Consider the following 19,155-nt stretch of genomic DNA (forward strand, 5'->3'; position numbering starts at 1 on the left):
GTCAGTCCTCCTCGCGGTTGGCCATGAACTTGGCGACGCTGATCGATCCGAAGACGGCGAACAGCGCGAGCCCGAGCGCGACGGGCAGGGTCCGCGCGTGGTGGTTGACCGCCATCTCGGCGCCGATCCCGCAGATGATCGTCGCGACGAGCACGTCGGCCGCGACGACCCGGTCGAGCACGGACGGACCGCGGAGGATCCGCACGAGCGCGAGCAGGCAGGCGGCGCCGAAGACCGGCACCAGGATCCAGATCAGCCAGTCGATCACCGGACCACCCCCGATCCGGCCTCGATCGGCCGATTCACGCGCTGCACGTCCTCGCGGGAGCCGATGGCCCGGACGATGCGCGCTTCCGTCCGGAGGACCGTCCGGCGCACCTCGTCGATCCGCTCGCCCTCGTCGTGGGTCACGCCGAGCACGTGCAGGTAGAGGACGTTCAGCTGCGGGTCCACGTCGATCACCAGGGAGCCGGGGACGAGCGAGACGGCCTCCGTCGTCCAGACGAGCATCCCCTCGGAGCGGCTGCGCAGGTGCACGGCGACGATGGCGTTGTGGACCGGGACGGGCAGGGTCAGGATCTGCCAGGACACCCGCACCGAGGCCACCGCGATGTCGGCCAGCAGGCGCAGGAGGAAGAGGAGCACGAACCACGGGTTGATGCGGTTCGAGAACTCGACCGGCGGCAGGTAGAACACCCGGGTGATCAGCAGGGCGACCAGGAAGCCGGTGACGATCGACAGCACCGAGACGTCGTCCCAGAGCAGCACCCAGATCCCGACGAGGGTCACGAACATCGCGACGCGGTTCCAGATGTCGACGCGGCGGCGGGGGCTCATCGCGGCCCCTCCTCTCCGAAGGTCGAGTCGCGGTAGACGGTCGCGATGTACGTCGTGGGGTCGGCGACCGCGCTGGCCGCTCGCTCGCTCGCGTCGTAGAGGGGACCGGCGCCGACGGTCAGCACGACGCCGACGACGACCATCCCCGCGGTGGCGAGCACCATCATCGGCGGCGAGTGGCGGGTGCGGATGCTGCCCGTGTCGTGGGGGTCCTCCTGCAGCTGGTCGATCAGGGGCGACTCGTAGCCGGGCACCTCCTCCTGGCGGCGCCAGAAGACCATGTTCCAGACGCGCGCGACGGCGTAGAGGGTCAGGAGCGAGGTCACGGCCCCGGCGGCGATGACGGCCCAGATCAGCCACGACGGCTGGTCGACGGCCGACTCCGTGCCGGCGACGAAGAGCCCCACCTTGCCGAGGAAGCCGGTGAACGGCGGGATCCCGCCGAGGTTCATCGCGGGGATGAAGTAGAGCAGCGCCAGCAGCGGCGAGGCCTTGAGCAGCCCGCCGAGGCGCAGGATCGAGGTGGTGCCGCCGACGCGCTCGATCAGGCCGGTCGCGAGGAAGAGCGTCGTCTGCACCGTGATGTGGTGGATGACGTAGAAGATCGTGGCCGCGTAGCCGGCCGGGGTGCCCACGGCGATCCCGAAGACCATGTAGCCGATGTGCGAGACCAGCGTGAAGGACAGCATCCGCTTGATGTCGGCCTGCGCGACCGCACCGAGGATGCCGACGATCAGCGTCAGCAGCGCCACCACCAGCAGCACCTCGCTCAGCCTCCCGCCGGGGAAGAGCAGGGTCTCGGTGCGGATCAGCGCGTACACGCCGACCTTGGTGAGGAGTCCGGCGAAGACGGCGGTGACCGGCGCCGGAGCCGTGGGGTACGAGTCCGGGAGCCAGAACGACAGGGGGAAGACGGCCGCCTTGATGCCGAAACCGAGCAGCAGCACCACGTGGAGCACCAGCTGCACGTCGGCGGGGAGCTCGGCGATGCGGATCGAGAGCTGCGCCATGTTGACCGTGCCGGTGGCGCCGTAGAGCAGGCCGATGGCCGAGAGGAAGAACACGCTCGAGACCAGGCTGACGACCACGTAGGTCGTGCCGGCGCGGATCCGCGGCGCGGTGCCGCCCAGGGTGATCAGCACGTAGCTCGCGGCCAGCAGGATCTCGAAGCCGACGTAGAGGTTGAAGAGGTCGCCCGCGACGAAGGCGTTGAGGATGCCCGCCGAGAGGATCAGGTAGGTCGGGTGGAAGATCGTGACCGGCGTCTCGCGGTTGCCGTCGACGAGGCCCTGGCCGACCGAGAACAGCAGGACGCCCAGGAGGGTGATCGAGGTGATCACGAGCATCAGCGCGGCGAGCGGATCGACGACCAGCACGATGCCCCACGGCGGCTCCCAGCCGCCCACGTAGACGGCGCTGCCGCCTCCGTCGCCGGTGAGGACCAGCACGAGCATCACCGAGGAGATCACCAGAACGCTCGAGAGCGTCACGATGTTCACGGTGATCTGCGCGCGCCGGTGGCGTCCGAGGATCAGCGCGACGGCCGCTCCCAGGAGGGGGAGGGTGACGACGAGCGGGATCAGGGCGTTCATCGGTCCTCCTTCCTGTCGTCGGTCATGGCGCTCTCCCCGTGCTTGGCGGCGGTGCCCTCGTCGCTGGACTCGAGCAGGACGTCGAGCGCCCGGTCGTCGGCGGTGGTCTGGGCCGAGATGCCCGCCGCGTCCTCGCGGACGGAGGCGTCGGTCTCGTCGTCCTCCACCTGGTCGGCGTTGGCGAGGCGCCAGCGCCGGTAGATCATCGCGAGGAGGAAGGCGGACACCCCGAAGGTGATCACGATCGCGGTGAGGATCAGCGCCTGCGGCAGCGGGTCGGCCATCTCGGCGGCGATCTGCTCGTAGGAGCGCCCGTCATCGGTGACGAACGGCGCGATGCCCGAGCGGCCGGCCATCAGCAGGATGAGGATGTTGGTCGCGTTCCCGACGAGCAGGAACCCGATCAGGATGCGGGTGAGGCTGCGCTCGAGCATCTGATAGACGCCCGCCGCGTACATCACCGCCATCACGACGACGAGGACGAGGGTGATGCTCATGCGCCGTCCCCCCTGCCCGGTCCGCCGACGACCGTGGAGCCGGTGGGGAGCGAGGTCTCGAGCCCGTCGACCGTGCCCTGGCCGGGGCCGGGGGTGCTGTCCGTCGAGTGCGTGACGCCGTCGCCCGAGGGGGAGCCCTGCTCGGCCTCCTCGCCGTGGCGGTCGACCTCGCCGCCGAGGCTGCGGAGGATGTCGAGGGCGAGGCCGATCACGATCAGGTAAACCCCGATGTCGAAGAGGGTGGACGTGCCCAGGTGGAGCTCGCCCAGCACCGGCACCTCGAGGTCGAGCCAGCTCGACTCGAGGACCTCGAGGCCGAAGGCGAGGGAGGAGACGGCGGTGCCGACGGCGAAGAAGAGGCCGAGTCCGAGGACCTTGCCCGCGTCGATCGGCGCGGCCTCGCCGAGCTCGAAGCGGCCGCCGGCGAGGTAGCGCGCGACGAGGGCGAGACCGGCGAGCAGGCCGCCCGCGAAGCCTCCGCCCGGGGTGTTGTGTCCGGTGAAGAGCAGGTAGACCGACACGATCATCGCGGGGTGGAAGAGCAGGCGCACCAGCACCTCGAGCACGATCGAGCGGTTCTCCGGCCGGAGCGTGCGCCCGGCGACGAGCCAGGAGCCGCGGTCGCCGTCGCGCTCGGCGTCGTCGGAGGAGGCGGTCAGGTCCATCGCGCGCTCGCGGCGGTCGTCGGCGCTCTGCGACTCCAGGCGGGGCGCGCCTCCGGCCCGGCTGGAGAGGAAGATCAGGCTCGCGACGCCGGTGGCGACCACGACGAGGACCGAGATCTCGCCCATCGTGTCCCAGGCGCGGATGTCGACGAGCAGGACGTTGACGATGTTGCGGCCCTTGCCCTCCTCGTAGGCGAGGCGGGGCAGCTCGGCCGAGATCGGCGTCGCGGTCCGGGCGCCGAGGGCGATGGTGGCGGCGAGGGCCATGACCGCTCCGACCGCGATGCCGATGACGGCGCGCAGGCGCTTGCGCATCGGCTGGTGCTTCGCGGCGATGCGGGTCGGGAGGCGGCGCAGCACCAGGACGAAGACCACGAGGGTCACCGTCTCGATCAGCGCCTGGGTGAGGGCGAGGTCCGGTGCGCCCTGCAGGGCGAAGAGGGCCACCATCCCGTAGCCGGTGGCGCCGGCCAGCAGCACGGCGGCGACGCGGTTGCGGGCGATCGCGCACAGCACCGCCGCGAGGATCATCACGGCCGCGACCGCGAGCTGGCCCGGGCTGTCCCAGAAGACGAGATCGCCCGGCCAGGTGCGGTTGAGGGCGGCCGCACCGCCGACGCCGAGGACGAAGACCGCGAAGATCACCGTCAGGTAGCGGGGGAGCGAGCCGCGCTGGACGGACTCGGTGACCGTGCTGGCGACTCGGTCGAGCCAGCGGACGGTGGCCCAGTAGCCCTCGGCCGAGTCGATCCGGTTGGGCAGCATCGACTGGGCGCGCGCGACGGCGACGCGCTTGGCGAAGAGCAGGAGTCCGACGGCGATCACGAGGGCGCTGAGTGCCAGCGCGGGCTCGAAGCCGTGCCAGAGCGCGAGGTGGTAGCCGCCGTGGTCGGAGGCCTCCGCGGCGGCGGCGAGCTCCGGGTCGGCGTCCGGGGCGGCGTAGGGGAGGGTGTCCGCGTAGACGGCGACGAGCGGGTCGAGCACGGAGGCGGCGATCCCGCCGATCACGCTGGCGGCGGCCAGCAGCACCGGGGCGGCGGTGAAGGTCCACGGCTCGGCGTGCAGGTGCGTGTCCTCGAGCCCCTTCTTCCGGGCGAAGGCGCCCCAGAAGAAGCGCGCGGAGTAGGCCACGGTGAGGATCGAGCCGAGGACGAGGCCGACCAGCGCGACCCAGGCCCAGAACGAGCCCTGCTCGATCGCCGAGATCAGGCTCGTGAACACGGCCTCCTTGGCGACGAAGCCCAGCAGCGGCGGGATGCCCGCCATCGACAGCACGCCGACGAGGGCGGCGCTCGCGAGCACCGGCGCCTGCCGTCCCAGGCCGCTGAGCTTGCGGAGGTCGCGCGTGCCGGCGCGGTGGTCGACGATGCCGACGGTGAGGAAGAGCAGCGCCTTGAAGAGAGCGTGGGCGACGAGCAGGGTCAGTCCGGCCAGCGCGGCGTCGCGCGAGCCGAAGCCGACGGCGACGGTCAGGAAGCCGAGCTGGCTGACGGTGCCGTAGGCCAGCACGAGCTTGAGGTCGTACTGCCGGAGCGAGCGCCAGCCGCCGACGAGCATGGTCCAGACTCCGACGCTCACCACCACGGGCAGCCAGACGGAGTCGTCGGCGAAACCCGGCGCGAGGCGCGCGACGAGGTAGATGCCCGCCTTCACCATCGCGGCGGCGTGCAGGTAGGCGCTGACCGGCGTGGGAGCGGCCATCGCGGCCGGCAGCCAGAAGTGGAACGGCACCAGGGCCGACTTCGAGAACGCGCCGAGCAGCACCAGCACCAGGGCCGTCGACACGATCGGGCCGGAGGGGGCGGCGGCGACGATCCCGGAGAGGCTGGTGGTACCGGCCTGCACGATCAGGACGATGATCCCGACCAGCATCGCCAGCCCGCCGAGAGTCGTGACCAGGAGCGCCTGGAGCCCGGCACCCCGGCTCTCCTTGCGCCCGCTGTAGTGGCCGATGAGGAGGTAGGAGAGGACGCTCGTCGCCTCCCAGAAGACGAAGAGGATGATCACGTCGTCGGCCGTGACCAGCCCGTACATCACTCCGGCGAACGCGGACAGGAGCGCTGCGAACCGGCCCAGCGAGGGCTCGTCGCGGCTGAAGTACGTCGCGCAGTAGGCGAGGACCAGGGCGCCGACTCCGCTGACCACGAGGGCGAGGACGATCGAGAGCGCGTCCAGGCGGAAGGAGAGGGCGATGTCGAGCGCGGGGATCCACGGCACGGACTCGCGGATCTCGCCGCCGTCGAGGATCGTCGGCAGGGCGGTCGCGGTGGCGACGAAGCTCGCGGCCGGGATCAGCGCCAGCGCGTAGAACGTCTTCGGCCCGAACCGGTCCACCAGCCAGGGGGTCACCACGGCGATCGCGAACGAGATCACGAGGATGAGGAGCATCACATGTTCCTCCCAAGGTGTACCCAGCGCATAAGTCGGTCAAGAATATCGGAGCGCCCTCCCGCGGAACCTGAGTGCGGAGAGGCTTGACGGCCCCGTCGTGATCCGCCAGGGCCCTACCGTGGGGAGCATGGCCCGCTCGCTCCTCCCCGACCAGCTCTGCCGACTCCGCGTCCACGACCTCGCGACGGGGGAGTCGACGACCGTCTTCGAGTCCGACTCCGTCCTCGTGGAGGCGCCGAACTGGACTCCGGACGGCTCCGCCCTGATCGTGAACGGCGACGGCGGCCTCTTCCGGCTGCCGCTCGAGGGGGCGGCCGTGCTCGAGCCGATCCCGCTCGACGGGGTGCCGGCCGAGCTCAACAACGACCACGTGCTCGCCCCGTCCGGCGGGCTCGCCTACGTCTCGGCGCGCGACGGGCACCTCTACGCCGTCGAGCTCGACGGCTCCGCCCCCGCCCGCCGTCTGACCGCCGAGCGCGAGGGCGCGCGCTTCAAGCACTACCTGCACGGCGTCTCGCCCGACGGCGCGACCCTCGCGCTGATCGGCGGCGGCGACGCCTCCGGGCGGTGGCGGACCGACGTCTACACGATGCCGGCCGCAGGAGGCGCGCTCACCGCCCTGACCGACGACGAGCCGGCGGACGACGGCGTCGACGTCTCGGCCGACGGCCGCACCCTCGTCTTCAACTCCGAGCGGGCCGGAGGCGGGGCGCAGCTGTTCCGCATCGGTCTCGACGGCTCCGCGCTCTCCCGCCTGGTCGAGTCGGACACGGTCGACTGGTTCCCGCACGAGTCGCCCGACGGCGCGCACCTGCTCTACCTCGCCTATCCGGAGGGGACGGCCGGGCACCCCGAGAACGTCGACGTCGAGCTGCGGCTGCTCGACCTCCCCGGGCGCGCGACGCTCGAGCCCGGCCGCGTGCTGGAGCGCCTCCACGGCGGGCAGGGGACGATCAACGTCTCCGGCTGGGCGCCGGACTCGACGCGCTTCGCCTACGCCGACTACCCGCGGCGCTGAGAGCCTGAGTCCTTGCCGCGCATGCGCGGGAGGGGGATCGATCACGGCGGGGAGCGGGTCTTGAATCGGGGGATGAGCATCGACAGCGCAGCATCCTCCTCCGTCACCCGCTCGCCGCTCGGCGACTCCGGCATCGACGTCTTCCCGCTCTCGCTCGGCGGCAACGTCTTCGGCTGGACCGCGGGGCGGCAGACCTCCTTCGACGTCCTCGACGGCTACACGGCTGCGGGCGGCGACTTCATCGACACCGCCGACGCCTACTCCGCCTGGGTCCCGGGCAACACGGGCGGCGAGTCCGAGACGATCATCGGCGAGTGGCTCGCGCAGCGCTCGGGGGACCGGGACGACGTGGTGATCGCGACGAAGGCGGGCCGCCACCCGCAGTTCACCGGCCTCGCGCCCGACACCGTGCGTGCGGCCGCCCGCGCCTCCCTCGAGCGCCTCGCGACCGACCGGATCGACCTCTACTACGCCCACTTCGACGACGAGGCCGTGCCGATGGCCGACATCGCCGCCGTGTTCGCGGAGCTCGTGGACCAGGGCCTGGTCCGCGCGATCGGAGTGTCGAACTTCAGCGCCGAGCGCGTCGCGGAGTGGCTGCGCATCGCGGGCGAGGAGGGCCTGCACGCGCCCGTCGCGCTGCAGCCGCACTACAACCTCGTGGAGCGCGGGATCGAGGCCGACCTGCTGCCCCTCGCCCGCGAGGCGGGGCTGGCCGTCGTCCCCTACTCCGCCCTGGCGTCGGGCTTCCTGACCGGCAAGTACCGCGACGGATCGACGCCCGAGGGCCCGCGCGCCGACGGTGCCTCCCGCTACCTCGACGGTCGCGGCCGCCGGGTGCTGGCGGCGCTCGATGCGGCGGCGGAGGCGCACGGCGCCGAGGTGGCGACGGTGGCGCTCGCCTGGCTCCGCTCGCAGCCCGGAGTGGTCGCGCCGATCGCCAGCGCCCGCGTGATGGAGCAGCTGCCGGCGCTGATCGCCTCGGCCTCCCTCGAGCTGAGCGCCGAGGAGCTCGCCGCGCTCGACGAGGCGAGCCGGGCGTAGCCGCAGACGGGCGGCCGCGGGGGCGCGTCCCCCGCGGTCATCGACGCTCCGCGGAGGTGCTATCGTCTAACGGTGCCAAATCGCGGGCACGCCCCGAGAGGGGCTGTCAGACCCGCAGGTGCGCCCCCTTAGCTCATTGGTAGAGCACTTCCTTGGTAAGGAAGAGGTAGTGGGTCCGATTCCCACAGGGGGCTCCGTTCCCCGCAGGCCAGACCTGCGAAGAACGCGCGGCGGGGTAGCTCAGGTGGTTAGAGCACACGGCTCATAATCGTGGTGTCGCGGGTTCAAGTCCCGCTCCCGCTACAGCGAGAAGGCCCCGGTTCGCGCGTCGAGCCGGGGCCTTCGGCGTTCCTGTCGCGCTCCGCTGCGGTCGGCTCCGGAGCGGAGCGCCGTGATCGTGCCGCCGGGCCGGACTCTCAGAGCCAGCCGTTGCGCTCCGCGATCCGGAGGGCGTCGGCCCGGTTGCGGGCGCCCGTCTTGCCGATCACCGCCGAGAGGTGGTTCCGCACGGTCCCCGGCGAGAGGTGCAGCATCCGGGCGAGATCGGCGATCGAGCCTCCGGTGCGCGCGGCGGCGAGCACGTCGGCCTCCCGCTCGGTCAGGGGCGTGCCTCCCTGCGCCAGCGACTCCGCAGCGAGCGCGGGATCGACCACGCGCAGCCCCTGCCCGACCCTCCGCACGGCGTCCGCCAGCTGAGCCGAGGGCGTGTCCTTGACCACGAAGCCCGATGCCCCCGCCTGCATCGCGCGGCTGAGGTAGCCGGGACGGCCGAAGGTCGTCACGATCAGCACGCGGCAGGCCGGCAGCGCCTCGCGGAGGAGCGCGGCGGCGGCGATCCCGTCCAGCCCCGGCATCTCGATGTCCAGCAGCGCGACGTCCGGCGTCGAGGCGAGCGCCGCGGCGACCACCTCGTCCCCGCGGCCGACCTCCGCCACCACGTCGATGTCGGACTCCAGCGAGAGCAGGGCGGCGAGTGCGCCCCGCACCAGCGCCTGGTCGTCGGCGATCAGGAGGCGCAGAGCGCTCACCGTCCGCCTCCGGGGAGGGTAGCCGCCAGGCGGAAGCCCCCGAGCTCGCTCGTCCCGACGGAGAGCCGGCCGCCCGCCGCCTCGACCCGCTCGCGGAGCCCGGCCAGTCCGGTCGAGCCCGCTGCTCCCGGCTGCGGACCCACTCCGTCGTCCGCGATCTCGACCTCGCAGGCGGTGAGGCGGATCCGGCAGCGCGAGGCGCTCGAATGGCGGACGACGTTCGTCGCTCCCTCGCGGATCACCCACCCCACCAGCTCGCGATGCTGCGGGAGCACGGTGTCGGTGGAGGAGGGCAGGTCGGCGGAGATCCCCGCCGCGGCGAGAGCGCCGCGCGCGGCGGCCAGCGCTCCGCTCGCGGTCGTGGCCCGGAAGCCGGACACGGTCGCGCGGACGTCGGCGAGAGCGCCCCGCGCGAGCGACTCCACGTCCGCGATCTCGGCCCGCGCCCGCTCCGGGTCGGCGTCGAGGAGGCGCCCGGCCAGCTCCGACTTCACGGTGATCACCGTCAGCGAATGGCCCAGGATGTCGTGGATGTCGCGGGCGACCCGGCTCCGCTCGCGCTCGGCCGTCAGGACCTCCAGCTCGGCGCGGGTGTCGCGGAGCTGGTTGACGGTGGCGATCGTGCGCGCGAAGGTGGCCATCATCAGGGAGATGGAGAGGATGATCACCGGCACCACGAAGGCGGTCTCGGTGACGCCGTCGCTCTCGAGGCGAACGGCGAGCGTCACGGAGGCGAGGGCTCCGATCAGGGTGGCCGTGAGGCGCCAGGTGAACACGCACATGCCGACCAGGACTCCGACGTAGGTCCAGAGCCCCGTCACGTCCCGCCCGAGCCAGGGGAGGAGGGTGAAGGAGAAGGCGAGCAGTCCGAGGCAGATCAGCAGCCGGCCCCGCGTCGCGAGGGTCCAGGCGAGCGGCGGTGCGACGAGGAATCCGGCGCTGAAAGCGGCGATGAGGGCGACGCCGACGACGCGGCGGGGCCACTCCGGATCGTCGAGGACCGACGGCACGGTCGAGTACACCCAGAAGAGCGAGAAGACCGCTCCCGCGTACCAGCGCAGCGCACGCGGGGTCCAGAGAGCCGTGCGCAGGGTCGCTCCCGGGTCGGCGCCCGCCGCGGCCGGGCGGATCGGCCACCCTGTCTCGCCGTGCCCGGAGGCGGTGGTGCTGCTCACGCGCTCACCCTAGGACGGAGCCGACCGCGGTGGCGCATCCGTCACACCCGCTTCGTGTCGCGGCGGAAGAAGAACACCGTCCCGCCGAGGAGCAGACCGAGCCACACGAGTGCGTCGACCAGAGCGCCGAGGTCGAACCCCTCGCCGGTCAGCGGCGCTCGCGCGAGCTCGCTGATCCCGTAGACCGGCGTCAGGGCGGCGATGCTCTGCAGGAATCCGGGCATGCTGCTCACCGGGTAGAAGAGGCCGCCCAGGAACGCGAGGACCACGATGACCAGGCTCGTGATCTGTGCCGCGTTCTCGCCCGGCACCATGTAGCCCACCATGAGGCCGAGCGTCGTGAAGACGGCGCTCGCGAGCAGCCAGCCCGTCAGTCCGGTCGCGACCCACTGCACCGCCGAGAGCTCGATGCCGCTGGCGGCGCCGACCGCATAGGTGGCGACGACGGCGAGCAGGCCCAGCGCCATCCCGGCGATCATCTTGATCAGAACGTTGACCACGGGGTTCAGCGGGGTGAGCCGCAGCTGCCGGCTCCAGCCCTGCGCGCGCTCCACGGCGACGGCCGCCCCGGTCTGCGTGGCCGACATCATCGCTCCGTACATCGCCATCGACACCATGACGAAGGCCGCGATCGAGACGCCGCCCGCCGCGATCGGAGTCGCGGTCAGCGGCTCGTCGCGGAGCGGGTACCCGACGATGAAGAACATCAGGACCGGGAAGAGGAGGGTGAAGAAGAGGGTCCGCCGGTTCCGCAGCCGCCGCAGGATCTCGATGCGCAGGTAGGTCGTGGTGAAGCCGCCGAGCGCCGGCGAGCGGCGGTCGAGGCGGACGCGGTCGGCGGCGGGGGTCGTGGCGGTCATGCGGAGGCTCCTTCGGAGGTGAGGGCGAGGAAGACGCTCTCGAGGTTCTGGGCGGTGATCTCGACGTCGCGGGCACCGGTGCGGGTGAGCAGGTGGCGGGCGAGGGCGTCGGAGTCGTCGGTGTGCACCGTGATCCGGTCGCCCTGGGCCTCGACGCTGGAGACCCGGGGGAGCGCGGCGAGGGCGGCGAGGTCGGCGCCGGGCAGGGTCGCGTGGACGATCCGGCCGGAGACGAGGTTCTTGATGCTGCTCGTGGTCCCGTCGGCGACGATCCGGCCTCGGCTCATCAGGACGATGCGGTCGGCGTACTCGTCCGCCTCCTCGAGGTAGTGCGTCGCGAAGAGGACGGTGCGCCCGCGCGCCGCGTCGGTGCGGATGGCCTGCCAGAACGCGCGGCGCCCCTCGACGTCCATGCCGGTGGTCGGCTCGTCGAGCAGGAGCAGGCCGGGGTCCGACAGCAGCGCCATCGCGAACCGGAGCCGCTGCTGCTGACCGCCGGAGCACAGTCCCACGCGGCGGGAGGCGAGGTCGGCGATCCCCGCGCGCTCCAGCACCTCGTCGATCGGCCGGGTGTCCGCGAAGAGGCTCGCGGTCAGCTCCAGTGTCTCGTGGACGCTGAGGTCCTTCAGCAGGCCGCCGGTCTGCAGGACGGCCGAGACGAGCCCGTGCGCGATCGCCGTGCGCGGCGAGCGTCCGAACACCGTGACCTCGCCGGTGTCAGGGGCCGAGAGGCCCAGGAGCATGTCGAGGGTCGTGGTCTTGCCCGCGCCGTTGGGACCGAGGAAGGCGACGATCTCGCCGGGCCGGACGGTGAGGTCCACTCCGGCGACGGCGGCGACGGAGCCGAAGCTCTTGGTGAGGGCGGTCGCCTGCACGGCGAGGTCGGTCGAGGTCATGCCCTCAGCCTGTCGAGGGGGTCGCCGCAGTGCCTCGCTCCTCTGTCACCGAGGTGCCGTGACATCCGTCACCCCCGCCCCGGCTCCGGAGCGGGGCGGGCCGCGCCCTCTGCCGGGAGAGGTCTCAGACCGCGCAGCCCGCGAAGAGCACGTCGTCCGAGGAGACCAGGTCCTCCAGGGTCAGCAGGCGGTCGAGGTCGTGGCCGGCGGCCAGGGCGTTGGCGCGCTCCGGTGCGGTCTGGGGGGCGAGGCGCCCCTCCATGACCCCGCCGAGGGCGCGGACGGCGCAGGCGGCGACCACTCCCTCCGGGGTGCCGCCGATGCCGAGGACGAGGTCGACGCGGCCCGCGGGATCGGCCGCCTCGATCGCGACCGACACGTCGCCCTCGCCGCGCAGCTCGAGCGCGACCCCGGCCGCGCGCAGAGCCGCGATGAGCCCGGAGTGACGCGGCTTGTCGAGCACGACGACGACCAGCTCCGCGACGGGCTTCCCGAGCGCCGCCGCCAGCCGTGCGGCGTTCTCGGCGGGAGGGAGGTCGAGCGAGACGGCGCCCCGGCCCGCTCCGGAGCAGACCAGCTTGTCCATGTAGAAGACGTCACGCGGGTCGAACAGCGTGCCTCGCGGGGCCAGCGCGATCACGCTCACCGAGCCGGGGAGCCCCTCCGCCGTGAGCCGGGTCCCGTCGAGCGGATCGACCGCCACGTCGCAGGAGGGAGCGGAGGCGCGGCCGAGGCGCTCGCCGTTCGCGAGCATCGGGGCCTCGTCCTTCTCGCCCTCGCCTATCACGACGACGCCGTCGAACGGAGCGTCGGCCAGCACGGCGCGCATCGCCGCGACCGACGCCTCGTCCGCCGCGACCTTGTCGCCGCGCCCGTACCAGCCGCGCGCCGCCTCGGCCGCCGCGCGCACGGCTGCGGCCACCGCCTCCTGCAGCTCGGCCGGGAAGGCGGGCGACGCGATCAGCCGCAGGTCGCTCATGCGCGCGCGGGCTGAGCGGTCGCGGTGCGGACCAGCCGCTCCAGGGTGCGCAGGCCGTCGGAGGAGAGCACCGACTCCAGGTGCCCCTGCACCGACGCGACGTGCTCGCCGCGCAGGGCGTTGACCACTCCCGTCTCCGGATCGACCGACACCTCGAGCCCCAGCCGGGGCGTGCGCGCGACGCCGGGGGCGACGGAGGAGAAGGTGTTGTAGAAGCCGATCGCGGCGTCCTCGCCGAACACGTCCACCGCCAGGCGCACGCCCTGGCGGGGCGCGGGCAGCGGCTCGACCGGGAGGCCCGCCAGCAGTGAGAGCATCTGGTGGCTGAGGCAGACGGCGAGCATCGGCCGCTCCGCCTCGAGGCGGGTGGTCATCAGCGAGCGCAGGTGCGCGATCCGCGGGTCGGAGTCGTCGCGGGGGTCGCCCGGGCCGGGGCCGAAGACGACGAGGTCGTCGCTCAGCACGTCGGCGACCTCCGACCAGCGCTCGACCCGGGCGTCCATCCCGAGGTGGCGCAGCTGGTGGGCGAGCATCGTCGTGAACTGGTCCTCGTTGTCGACGATCAGCGCGGTGTGCCCGGCGAGGCCGGCGATGTGCTCGGGCGCCTGGGGCCGGAGCCAGAACGAGGCGAGCCGCTCGTTGCGCGCCTCGAGCGCCTCCTGCACGCCCGGCTGCGCGTTCAGGTCGAGGGCCGGCGGCACCTCGCGGTGCGGCAGCAGGCCGAGGGCGGAGAGGACGCCCGACGCCTTCGCCCGCGTCTCGGCGACCTCGCCCTCGGGGGTGGAGTGGCGCACGAGCGTCGCGCCGGCCGGCACGGTGAGGCGGCCGTCCGCGCGGAGGTAGGCGGTGCGGATGAGGATGGGGGCGTCGACCGTGTAGCCGTGCTCCTCCGGCTCGAAGAGGGCGAGCACGCCGGAGTAGTAGCCGCGCGGCTCCTTCTCGTACTCGGCGATCACGGCGCACGCGTTCTCCATCGGCGAGCCGGTGACCGTGGGCGCGAACATCGTCAGCCGCAGGACCTCGCGCACGTCGAGTCCGGTGCGGCCCTCGAGCAGGTACTCGGTGTGGCTGAGCCGCGACATCTGCTTGAGGAACGGCCCGAGGATGCGGCCGCCGTCCGGGCAGACCGCGCTCATCATCTTCATCTCCTCGTCCACGACCATGAAGAGCTCCTCGCTCTCCTTGACGTCGGCGAGGAACGCGAGCACCTCCTCCCCGGTGGGTCCGGCCGCGGGGTGGCGGAAGGTGCCGCTGATCGGGTTCATCATCGCGACGCCGTCGCGCACCGAGACGTGGCGCTCGGGGGTCGCGCCGACGGCGGTGACCGTCTGCGCGCCGTCGACACCGGGGGTGTGGATCGCGAAGGTCCAGTACGCGCCGGACTCGTCGGTGAGCAGGCGGCGGAACCAGGCCAGGACCGCCTCGACGGGCGGCGCGTCGGTCTGCGCGACGAAGGCGCGGTTGATGACGAAGTTGGCGCCCTCGCCGCGGCCGATCTCGTCCTCGATCACCCGGCGGACGATGTCGGCGTACTCGTCGTCCGGCACGTCGAAGCCGCGCTCCTCGACCGGGATCTCCCGCTCGGGCAGGAGCCGCAGCACCTCCGCCAGGGGGACGCTCTCGCGCTCGCGCACCACGAGGTTGCGCAGCGGGGCTCCGTCGTCCTTCGCCGCGAAGCCGCGCTCGCGCACCTGCCGGTAGGGCACGAGGGTCAGCACGTCGTCGCCGTCGAGCGGGATGTCGGCCAGGCCCTCGACGTCGAGCACGTCGCCCGTGAACACGTCGACGGCGTCGCGGCCCTGGCGGAGGACCACCGCGAACGGCAGCGTCCCGTCGGAGGCGAGGATGCGGGAGAGGAGCGAGGTCATCGTGGTCCTTGAATCGGGTCGTGCCCCACCCGGGCCCTGACATGCAGAACGACCGCCCGGAGGAGGCGGTCGCGTGCGAGGGGTCTGCGCGTCGGTCCGCCTAGGAGGCGGGCCACCAGGGGCTTCGGATCGACGTGCGCACGCGGCGAGTCTAGGGGAGAGCCGGGCGGCGGCCAAGCGGTGTCAGGCGGCCGGCCGCTCGGTCGGCTCGCCCCGCAGGGTCCGGAGCAGGAGGGTCGCGCCGGCCGTCGCGGCGGGGGTGGCGACGACCGCGCCCCCGGGGACGAGGAACGCCAGGTAGACGGCGATGCCGAAGCCGAGCGAGACCGCGCGGTGCTCGCCGAGGAGGCGGCGGCGGTCGCGGAGGGAGAGCCCCCGGGCGTCGCCCGCGAACCCGGTCAGCTCGAGCGCGAGGGCCCTCCCGCCGACCAGGGCGCCGGCGACGAGGCCGACGATCGAGCCGACCAGCGGCACCAGGCCCAGCAGCACCAGGACCACGCCGATCCCGAGGGAGGTGGCGACCAGCACGGCGGAGTCGCGGAGGCCGCGGCCGACCCCCTGCCAGAAGGTGCTCTCGCGCTCGTCGGGCACGCCGCCGAGGTCGTCCTCGACCCGCCGCCAGATCCGCTCGTAGAAGGGGTCGCCGACCAGCAGGGTCACCGCGGCGAAGAGGACCACGCCGAGGGCGAGCACGGCGCCGACCACCGCGATCGAGAGCACCAGGCGGACGGTGGCGGCCGTGCCCTCGTCCCAGCCGCCGGCGAACGGGGTGAGCGCGGTCACCGCGTCCTGCACCCGCGTGAGCACCAGGACCAGCACGCCGACGAAGACCAGGCCGACGATCAGGGGCGGGATCGCGCCGAGGAGCATTGCCCGCGGCGAGCGGACCCAGGTGCGGAAGCCGCGGAGGAAGAGCCGGGCACCGAGGCCGAGATCGCGGAGGACGCTCATCCCCCGATCCTCGCAGGTGGGTCCGGCCCGGCGGTCCGGTAGAACACCCGACCGTGCGGGGTGCGGAGCCTCAGACCCGCTCGAACGGAGCGAGCAGCCCCGCCATCGCCTTCGTCCGCGGCGCGGCGTACTCGTCGCGCCGCGAGGTGCTGACGCCCATCGCGACGAGCCCCTCCACGAGGCGCACCGCCGAGGCGACGCCGTCGATCACGGGCACGCCCAGCTCCTGTGAGAGGTCGCGGCACAGGTCGGCCATGCCCGCGCAGCCCAGCACGATCGAGTCGGATCCGTCCACGGTCAGCGCCTCGGCGCACTCCGCCAGGATCGCGCGGCGGGCGTCGGAGCGGGGGTCGTCGAGCTCGAGCACCGGGATGTCGCAGGCGCGCACCTGGCGGCAGGCGTCGCCGAACCCGGCGCGGCGGGCGATGTCCCAGGCGCGGCCGCTCGTGCGCGAGAGCGTGGTGACCACGCTGAAGCCCCGGCCGACGAGCGCGGCCATGTGCATGGCGGCCTCGGCGATCCCCACGACCGGGCCGCTCGCGATCTCGCGCGCGGCGTCGACGCCCGGGTCGCCGAAGCACGCGATGACCGCGCCGTCGCAGCCGGCCGCCTCCGCCCGGGCGATCTCGTGCAGGACGCCGGGCACGGCGAGCGCCTCGTCGTAGTGGCTCTCGATCGACGCCGGACCCATCGGCGGGGTGACGGCCGTGATCTCGGTGCCGAGCGAGGCGACGGAGCGGGCGGCCCGGCCGATCGCCGCGGTCATCGCAGTGCTGGTGTTCGGGTTGACGACGGTGATGCGCATGGTGGTTCCTCGGTTCGGGTGCCGGGAGGGGGAGGGACCCGCCCGGCCGCCGGTCCGCGGGATGCGGAGCGGCCGGAGCGGATCCCTCCTCCGTGCCGGCCGGTTCAGACGGTCGAGCCGTCGCTGACGTGCTCGAGGTCCTCGTCGAGGCGCCCGATCCGCGGCGCGCGCCGCTCGAGCACGGCCATCGCGACGAACCCGAGCCCGCAGCCGAGGAACCAGCTGTAGTCGCCGAGCCAGGTGAACTCCGCGCCTCCCGCCTCCGCGATCCAGCGCGGCACGAGCACCGAGGCGACGGAGGGGACTCCGCCGATCACGGTCGCCCAGACGGCGTTGGGGTTGAAGCCGCGCGAGAACCAGTAGCGGCCCTTCTCGCTCATCGTGTAGAGGTCGTCCACCCAGACGCGCTGGCGGCTGATCAGGTAGTAGCCCGCGATGAGGACGCCGAACAGCGGTCCGATCAGCGCGCCGAGGATGCCGAGCGTGTAGTGGATGGCGGTGTCGTTCGAGTACCAGTTCCACGGGGTGAGCAGCACCGAGCCGACGGCGGCGATCATGCCGCCCATCCGCCAGCTGATCTTCTTCGGGTTGACGTTCGAGAAGTCGAACGCGGGGGAGATGAAGTTGGCGACGATGTTGATGCCGATCGTCGCGATGACGAAGGTGAGCCCGCCGAGGAGCACGGCGAACCAGGTGTCGATCCGCTCGACGGTCTCGATCGGGTCGGTGATCAGCTCGCCGAAGACCGGCACGGTCGCCGAGGCGGTGATCACGGTGAGGAGGGAGAAGAAGAGGAAGTTGATCGGGAGGCCGAGCAGGTTGCCGCGCTTCACGGCGCCGTAGCTGCGGGCGTACCGGGAGAAGTCGCCGAAGTTGAGCATCGGGCCCGAGAAGTAGGAGACGACCAGGGCGACGGCCGAGATCATCACCGGCACCGCGGCGGCGAGGTCGAGCGGCTCGCCGGAGCCGAGGGTGAGCGAGATGTTCTCCCAGCCCGCCTGCGACACCAGGTAGACGGCCAGCACGAGCATCACCACGTAGACCGCCGGTCCCGCCCAGTCGATGAAGCGGCGGATCGACTCCATGCCCCGCCAGAACAGCGCGGCCTGCGCGACCCAGAGGATCGCGTAGGAGAGGTAGCCCAGGGCCGAGAGGCCGAGGAACGACGCCTCGGGCGTGTTCAGGGCGGCCATGCCCGGGAAGAACTTGAGGAAGACGATGTTCAGCGACTGCGCCGCCAGGTAGGTCTGCACGCCGTACCAGGCGATCGCGATCAGTCCGCGGATGATCGCCGGGATGTTCGCGCCGCGGATGCCGAAGATCGCGCGGTTGATGACGGGGTAGGGCACGCCGGTGACCTGGCTGGGCTTGGCGACGAGGTTGCAGAAGACCTGCACGATCACGATGCCCACCACCAGGGCGACGAGCACCTGCCAGCCGGCCAGGCCCAGCGCGAAGAGCGAGCCCGCGGTCACGTACCCGCCGACGCTGTGCACGTCCGACATCCAGAACGCGAAGATGTTGTAGCTCGACCAGCGCTGCTTCCGGAGCGGGGCGAGGTCCTCGTTGGAGAGGCGGTCGTCGTAGGCGGCGCTCGCCGCCGCGGCGGGATCCGGATCGACGGGGGGTGCGGTGACTCGGGGTGCGGTGACGCGGTCGGACATGGGTGGATCCACCTCTCGGGCGGTCGTGCGCAGAGCGGCACGGAGCGGATGTGTCAGGGTGGTCGGGACGTCCGGCCGAGGAGGCGGGGCGTCGCGGAGAGCGTTCCGAGTGAAGTGATCACTTCACGCGGGCCACGCTACGAGTCGGGAGGCCGCCGCTCGTTTCGGCTCCGTTACGGCTGTGTGACGATCCGCGAGAGGGGACGGGCCATGCCCTCCGACGACACCGCGCCCGACGAGGCGGCCGCCCGGGCGATCGCGGACGGGGCCGGACTCGGCGCGAGACTGCGGGAGCTGCGGCTCTCGGCGGGCCTGTCGCTGAAGGCACTCGCCGGGCGACTCGGCATCTCCGTGAGCGCCGTCTCGCAGATCGAGCGCGGAGCGATGCAGCCCTCGGTCGGCCGACTGATCGCCCTCGTGGACGCGCTGGGGGTCCCGCTGTCCGCCGTGTTCGACCAGGGCGCGTCGGCGCCGGTCGAGACCGCGGTCGTCCGGGCGCGCGAGTCGGCGCCCGTGGCGCTCGAGGGCGGAGTGCTGTTCCGCCGTCTGGCGCCGCGTCCGCTGGACGCCGTCGACTTCTTCGAGTCGACCTACCCGCCGGGCTCGACCTCGACGGCGCACCGGCAGCTGCTCCGCCACGACGGGTTCGAGATGGGGACGGTGACGCTCGGAGAGCTGACGGTCGAGTTCGAGGACGAGTCGGTCGTCCTCGGGCCGGGCGACGCCATCACGTTCCCGTGCGAGCGGCCGCACCGCATGGTCAACACGGGCTCGACCACCGCGATCGCGACCTGGCTGATCGTCCACCGCTGACACCGCGCCGGCGCTTCGCGCCGGACCCCTGGCGGCACCATCTGCGTATGGGACCCTGGTCCTCGCTCCTCC

The 19,155-nt window shown here is 72.6% G+C and carries 17 protein-coding genes and 2 tRNA genes; 5 read left to right on the forward strand and 14 right to left on the reverse strand.

Features of this window, described 5'->3' with window-relative positions; translation table 11 throughout:
* Position 1: 1 nt before the first annotated feature.
* The 5 genes from C5C53_RS02655 to C5C53_RS02675 are packed head-to-tail and all read right to left on the reverse strand — an operon-like array spanning position 2 to position 5,979.
* Positions 2–268, reverse strand: a complete 267-nt coding sequence (locus C5C53_RS02655; protein ID WP_308470711.1) for a monovalent cation/H+ antiporter complex subunit F — start codon at positions 266–268, stop codon at positions 2–4.
* Positions 265–837 (reverse strand): Na+/H+ antiporter subunit E, encoded by a 573-nt coding sequence (locus C5C53_RS02660; RefSeq protein WP_104234245.1) that lies wholly within the window; start codon positions 835–837, stop codon positions 265–267. Before C5C53_RS02660 ends, C5C53_RS02655 begins: the two co-directional genes overlap by 4 nt.
* Positions 834–2,429: a Na+/H+ antiporter subunit D gene (locus C5C53_RS02665; protein WP_104266747.1), complete on the reverse strand. Its 1,596-nt coding sequence runs from the start codon at positions 2,427–2,429 to the stop codon at positions 834–836. Before C5C53_RS02665 ends, C5C53_RS02660 begins: the two co-directional genes overlap by 4 nt.
* Positions 2,426–2,926 carry a Na(+)/H(+) antiporter subunit C gene (locus C5C53_RS02670; protein ID WP_104223614.1) on the reverse strand — a complete coding sequence of 167 codons (501 nt, stop codon included), beginning with the start codon at positions 2,924–2,926 and terminating at the stop codon, positions 2,426–2,428. Before C5C53_RS02670 ends, C5C53_RS02665 begins: the two co-directional genes overlap by 4 nt.
* A complete protein-coding gene (locus C5C53_RS02675) occupies positions 2,923–5,979 on the reverse strand; it encodes a Na+/H+ antiporter subunit A (protein WP_104266748.1) in 3,057 nt (1,018 codons plus the stop codon). Before C5C53_RS02675 ends, C5C53_RS02670 begins: the two co-directional genes overlap by 4 nt.
* Before the next feature lie 130 nt (positions 5,980–6,109).
* On the opposite strand from C5C53_RS02675, the gene C5C53_RS02680 reads away from it, so the two are divergent.
* The 4 genes from C5C53_RS02680 (at position 6,110) to C5C53_RS02695 (ending at position 8,347) form a co-directional block, all read left to right on the forward strand.
* Positions 6,110–7,000: a PD40 domain-containing protein gene (locus tag C5C53_RS02680; RefSeq protein ID WP_104266749.1), complete on the forward strand. Its 891-nt coding sequence runs from the start codon at positions 6,110–6,112 to the stop codon at positions 6,998–7,000.
* Between the two features lie 72 nt (positions 7,001–7,072).
* A complete protein-coding gene (locus C5C53_RS02685; RefSeq protein WP_104266750.1) occupies positions 7,073–8,044 on the forward strand; it encodes an aldo/keto reductase in 972 nt (323 codons plus the stop codon).
* A gap of 122 nt (positions 8,045–8,166) precedes the next feature.
* Positions 8,167–8,238: transfer RNA gene (locus tag C5C53_RS02690), tRNA-Thr, on the forward strand.
* 35 nt (positions 8,239–8,273) lie between these two features.
* Positions 8,274–8,347, forward strand: a tRNA-Met gene (locus C5C53_RS02695).
* 113 nt (positions 8,348–8,460) lie between these two features.
* Here C5C53_RS02695 and C5C53_RS02700 read toward each other — a convergent pair.
* The 9 genes from C5C53_RS02700 to C5C53_RS02740 all read right to left on the reverse strand — a co-directional run bounded on the left by C5C53_RS02700 (position 8,461) and on the right by C5C53_RS02740 (position 18,270).
* Positions 8,461–9,072 (reverse strand): response regulator, encoded by a 612-nt coding sequence (locus C5C53_RS02700; RefSeq protein WP_181074522.1) that lies wholly within the window; start codon positions 9,070–9,072, stop codon positions 8,461–8,463.
* Positions 9,069–10,247 (reverse strand): sensor histidine kinase, encoded by a 1,179-nt coding sequence (locus C5C53_RS02705; protein ID WP_258059741.1) that lies wholly within the window; start codon positions 10,245–10,247, stop codon positions 9,069–9,071. The genes C5C53_RS02700 and C5C53_RS02705 overlap by 4 nt, the downstream gene beginning before the upstream one ends.
* A gap of 41 nt (positions 10,248–10,288) precedes the next feature.
* Positions 10,289–11,107 (reverse strand): ABC transporter permease, encoded by an 819-nt coding sequence (locus tag C5C53_RS02710; RefSeq protein ID WP_104266751.1) that lies wholly within the window; start codon positions 11,105–11,107, stop codon positions 10,289–10,291.
* Positions 11,104–12,003: an ABC transporter ATP-binding protein gene (locus C5C53_RS02715; RefSeq protein ID WP_104249794.1), complete on the reverse strand. Its 900-nt coding sequence runs from the start codon at positions 12,001–12,003 to the stop codon at positions 11,104–11,106. Before C5C53_RS02715 ends, C5C53_RS02710 begins: the two co-directional genes overlap by 4 nt.
* A gap of 124 nt (positions 12,004–12,127) precedes the next feature.
* Positions 12,128–12,982 (reverse strand): fructose-bisphosphatase class II family protein, encoded by an 855-nt coding sequence (locus tag C5C53_RS02720; protein WP_104266752.1) that lies wholly within the window; start codon positions 12,980–12,982, stop codon positions 12,128–12,130.
* The gene (locus C5C53_RS02725) at positions 12,979–14,850 is read right to left on the reverse strand and encodes an anthranilate synthase family protein (RefSeq protein WP_104227039.1); all 1,872 of its coding nucleotides are present in this window, start codon (positions 14,848–14,850) and stop codon (positions 12,979–12,981) included. Before C5C53_RS02725 ends, C5C53_RS02720 begins: the two co-directional genes overlap by 4 nt.
* Positions 14,851–15,033: 183 nt before the next feature.
* Complete coding sequence (locus C5C53_RS02730) at positions 15,034–15,801, reverse strand: EI24 domain-containing protein (RefSeq protein ID WP_104223620.1); 768 nt, start codon at positions 15,799–15,801, stop codon at positions 15,034–15,036.
* Between the two features lie 70 nt (positions 15,802–15,871).
* On the reverse strand, positions 15,872–16,606 hold the full coding sequence (locus C5C53_RS02735; RefSeq protein WP_104266753.1) for an aspartate/glutamate racemase family protein: 735 nt from the start codon (positions 16,604–16,606) through the stop codon (positions 15,872–15,874).
* Between the two features lie 104 nt (positions 16,607–16,710).
* The gene (locus tag C5C53_RS02740) at positions 16,711–18,270 is read right to left on the reverse strand and encodes an NCS1 family nucleobase:cation symporter-1 (RefSeq protein ID WP_104266754.1); all 1,560 of its coding nucleotides are present in this window, start codon (positions 18,268–18,270) and stop codon (positions 16,711–16,713) included.
* Between the two features lie 210 nt (positions 18,271–18,480).
* Between C5C53_RS02740 and C5C53_RS02745 the strand changes: the two genes are divergently transcribed.
* On the forward strand, positions 18,481–19,083 hold the full coding sequence (locus C5C53_RS02745) for a helix-turn-helix domain-containing protein (RefSeq protein WP_104227043.1): 603 nt from the start codon (positions 18,481–18,483) through the stop codon (positions 19,081–19,083).
* The last annotated feature ends 72 nt before the right edge of the window (positions 19,084–19,155 follow it).

Source organism: Rathayibacter sp. AY1E3 (assembly GCF_002932235.1).
GTDB lineage: Bacteria > Actinomycetota > Actinomycetes > Actinomycetales > Microbacteriaceae > Rathayibacter.

Bases quoted from the DNA above. Each gene is read 5' to 3' on its own strand.
- C5C53_RS02730 (WP_104223620.1), bottom strand. From the start codon at position 15,801: ATGAGCGTCCTCCGCGATCTCGGCCTCGGTGCCCGGCTCTTCCTCCGC.
- C5C53_RS02680 (WP_104266749.1), top strand. From the start codon at position 6,110: ATGGCCCGCTCGCTCCTCCCCGACCAGCTCTGCCGACTCCGCGTCCAC.
- C5C53_RS02660 (WP_104234245.1), bottom strand. From the start codon at position 837: ATGAGCCCCCGCCGCCGCGTCGACATCTGGAACCGCGTCGCGATGTTC.
- C5C53_RS02715 (WP_104249794.1), bottom strand. From the start codon at position 12,003: ATGACCTCGACCGACCTCGCCGTGCAGGCGACCGCCCTCACCAAGAGC.
- C5C53_RS02740 (WP_104266754.1), bottom strand. From the start codon at position 18,270: ATGTCCGACCGCGTCACCGCACCCCGAGTCACCGCACCCCCCGTCGAT.
- C5C53_RS02685 (WP_104266750.1), top strand. From the start codon at position 7,073: ATGAGCATCGACAGCGCAGCATCCTCCTCCGTCACCCGCTCGCCGCTC.
- C5C53_RS02745 (WP_104227043.1), top strand. From the start codon at position 18,481: ATGCCCTCCGACGACACCGCGCCCGACGAGGCGGCCGCCCGGGCGATC.
- C5C53_RS02725 (WP_104227039.1), bottom strand. From the start codon at position 14,850: ATGACCTCGCTCCTCTCCCGCATCCTCGCCTCCGACGGGACGCTGCCG.
- C5C53_RS02675 (WP_104266748.1), bottom strand. From the start codon at position 5,979: ATGCTCCTCATCCTCGTGATCTCGTTCGCGATCGCCGTGGTGACCCCC.
- C5C53_RS02735 (WP_104266753.1), bottom strand. From the start codon at position 16,606: ATGCGCATCACCGTCGTCAACCCGAACACCAGCACTGCGATGACCGCG.
- C5C53_RS02720 (WP_104266752.1), bottom strand. From the start codon at position 12,982: ATGAGCGACCTGCGGCTGATCGCGTCGCCCGCCTTCCCGGCCGAGCTG.
- C5C53_RS02665 (WP_104266747.1), bottom strand. From the start codon at position 2,429: ATGAACGCCCTGATCCCGCTCGTCGTCACCCTCCCCCTCCTGGGAGCG.
- C5C53_RS02710 (WP_104266751.1), bottom strand. From the start codon at position 11,107: ATGACCGCCACGACCCCCGCCGCCGACCGCGTCCGCCTCGACCGCCGC.
- C5C53_RS02670 (WP_104223614.1), bottom strand. From the start codon at position 2,926: ATGAGCATCACCCTCGTCCTCGTCGTCGTGATGGCGGTGATGTACGCG.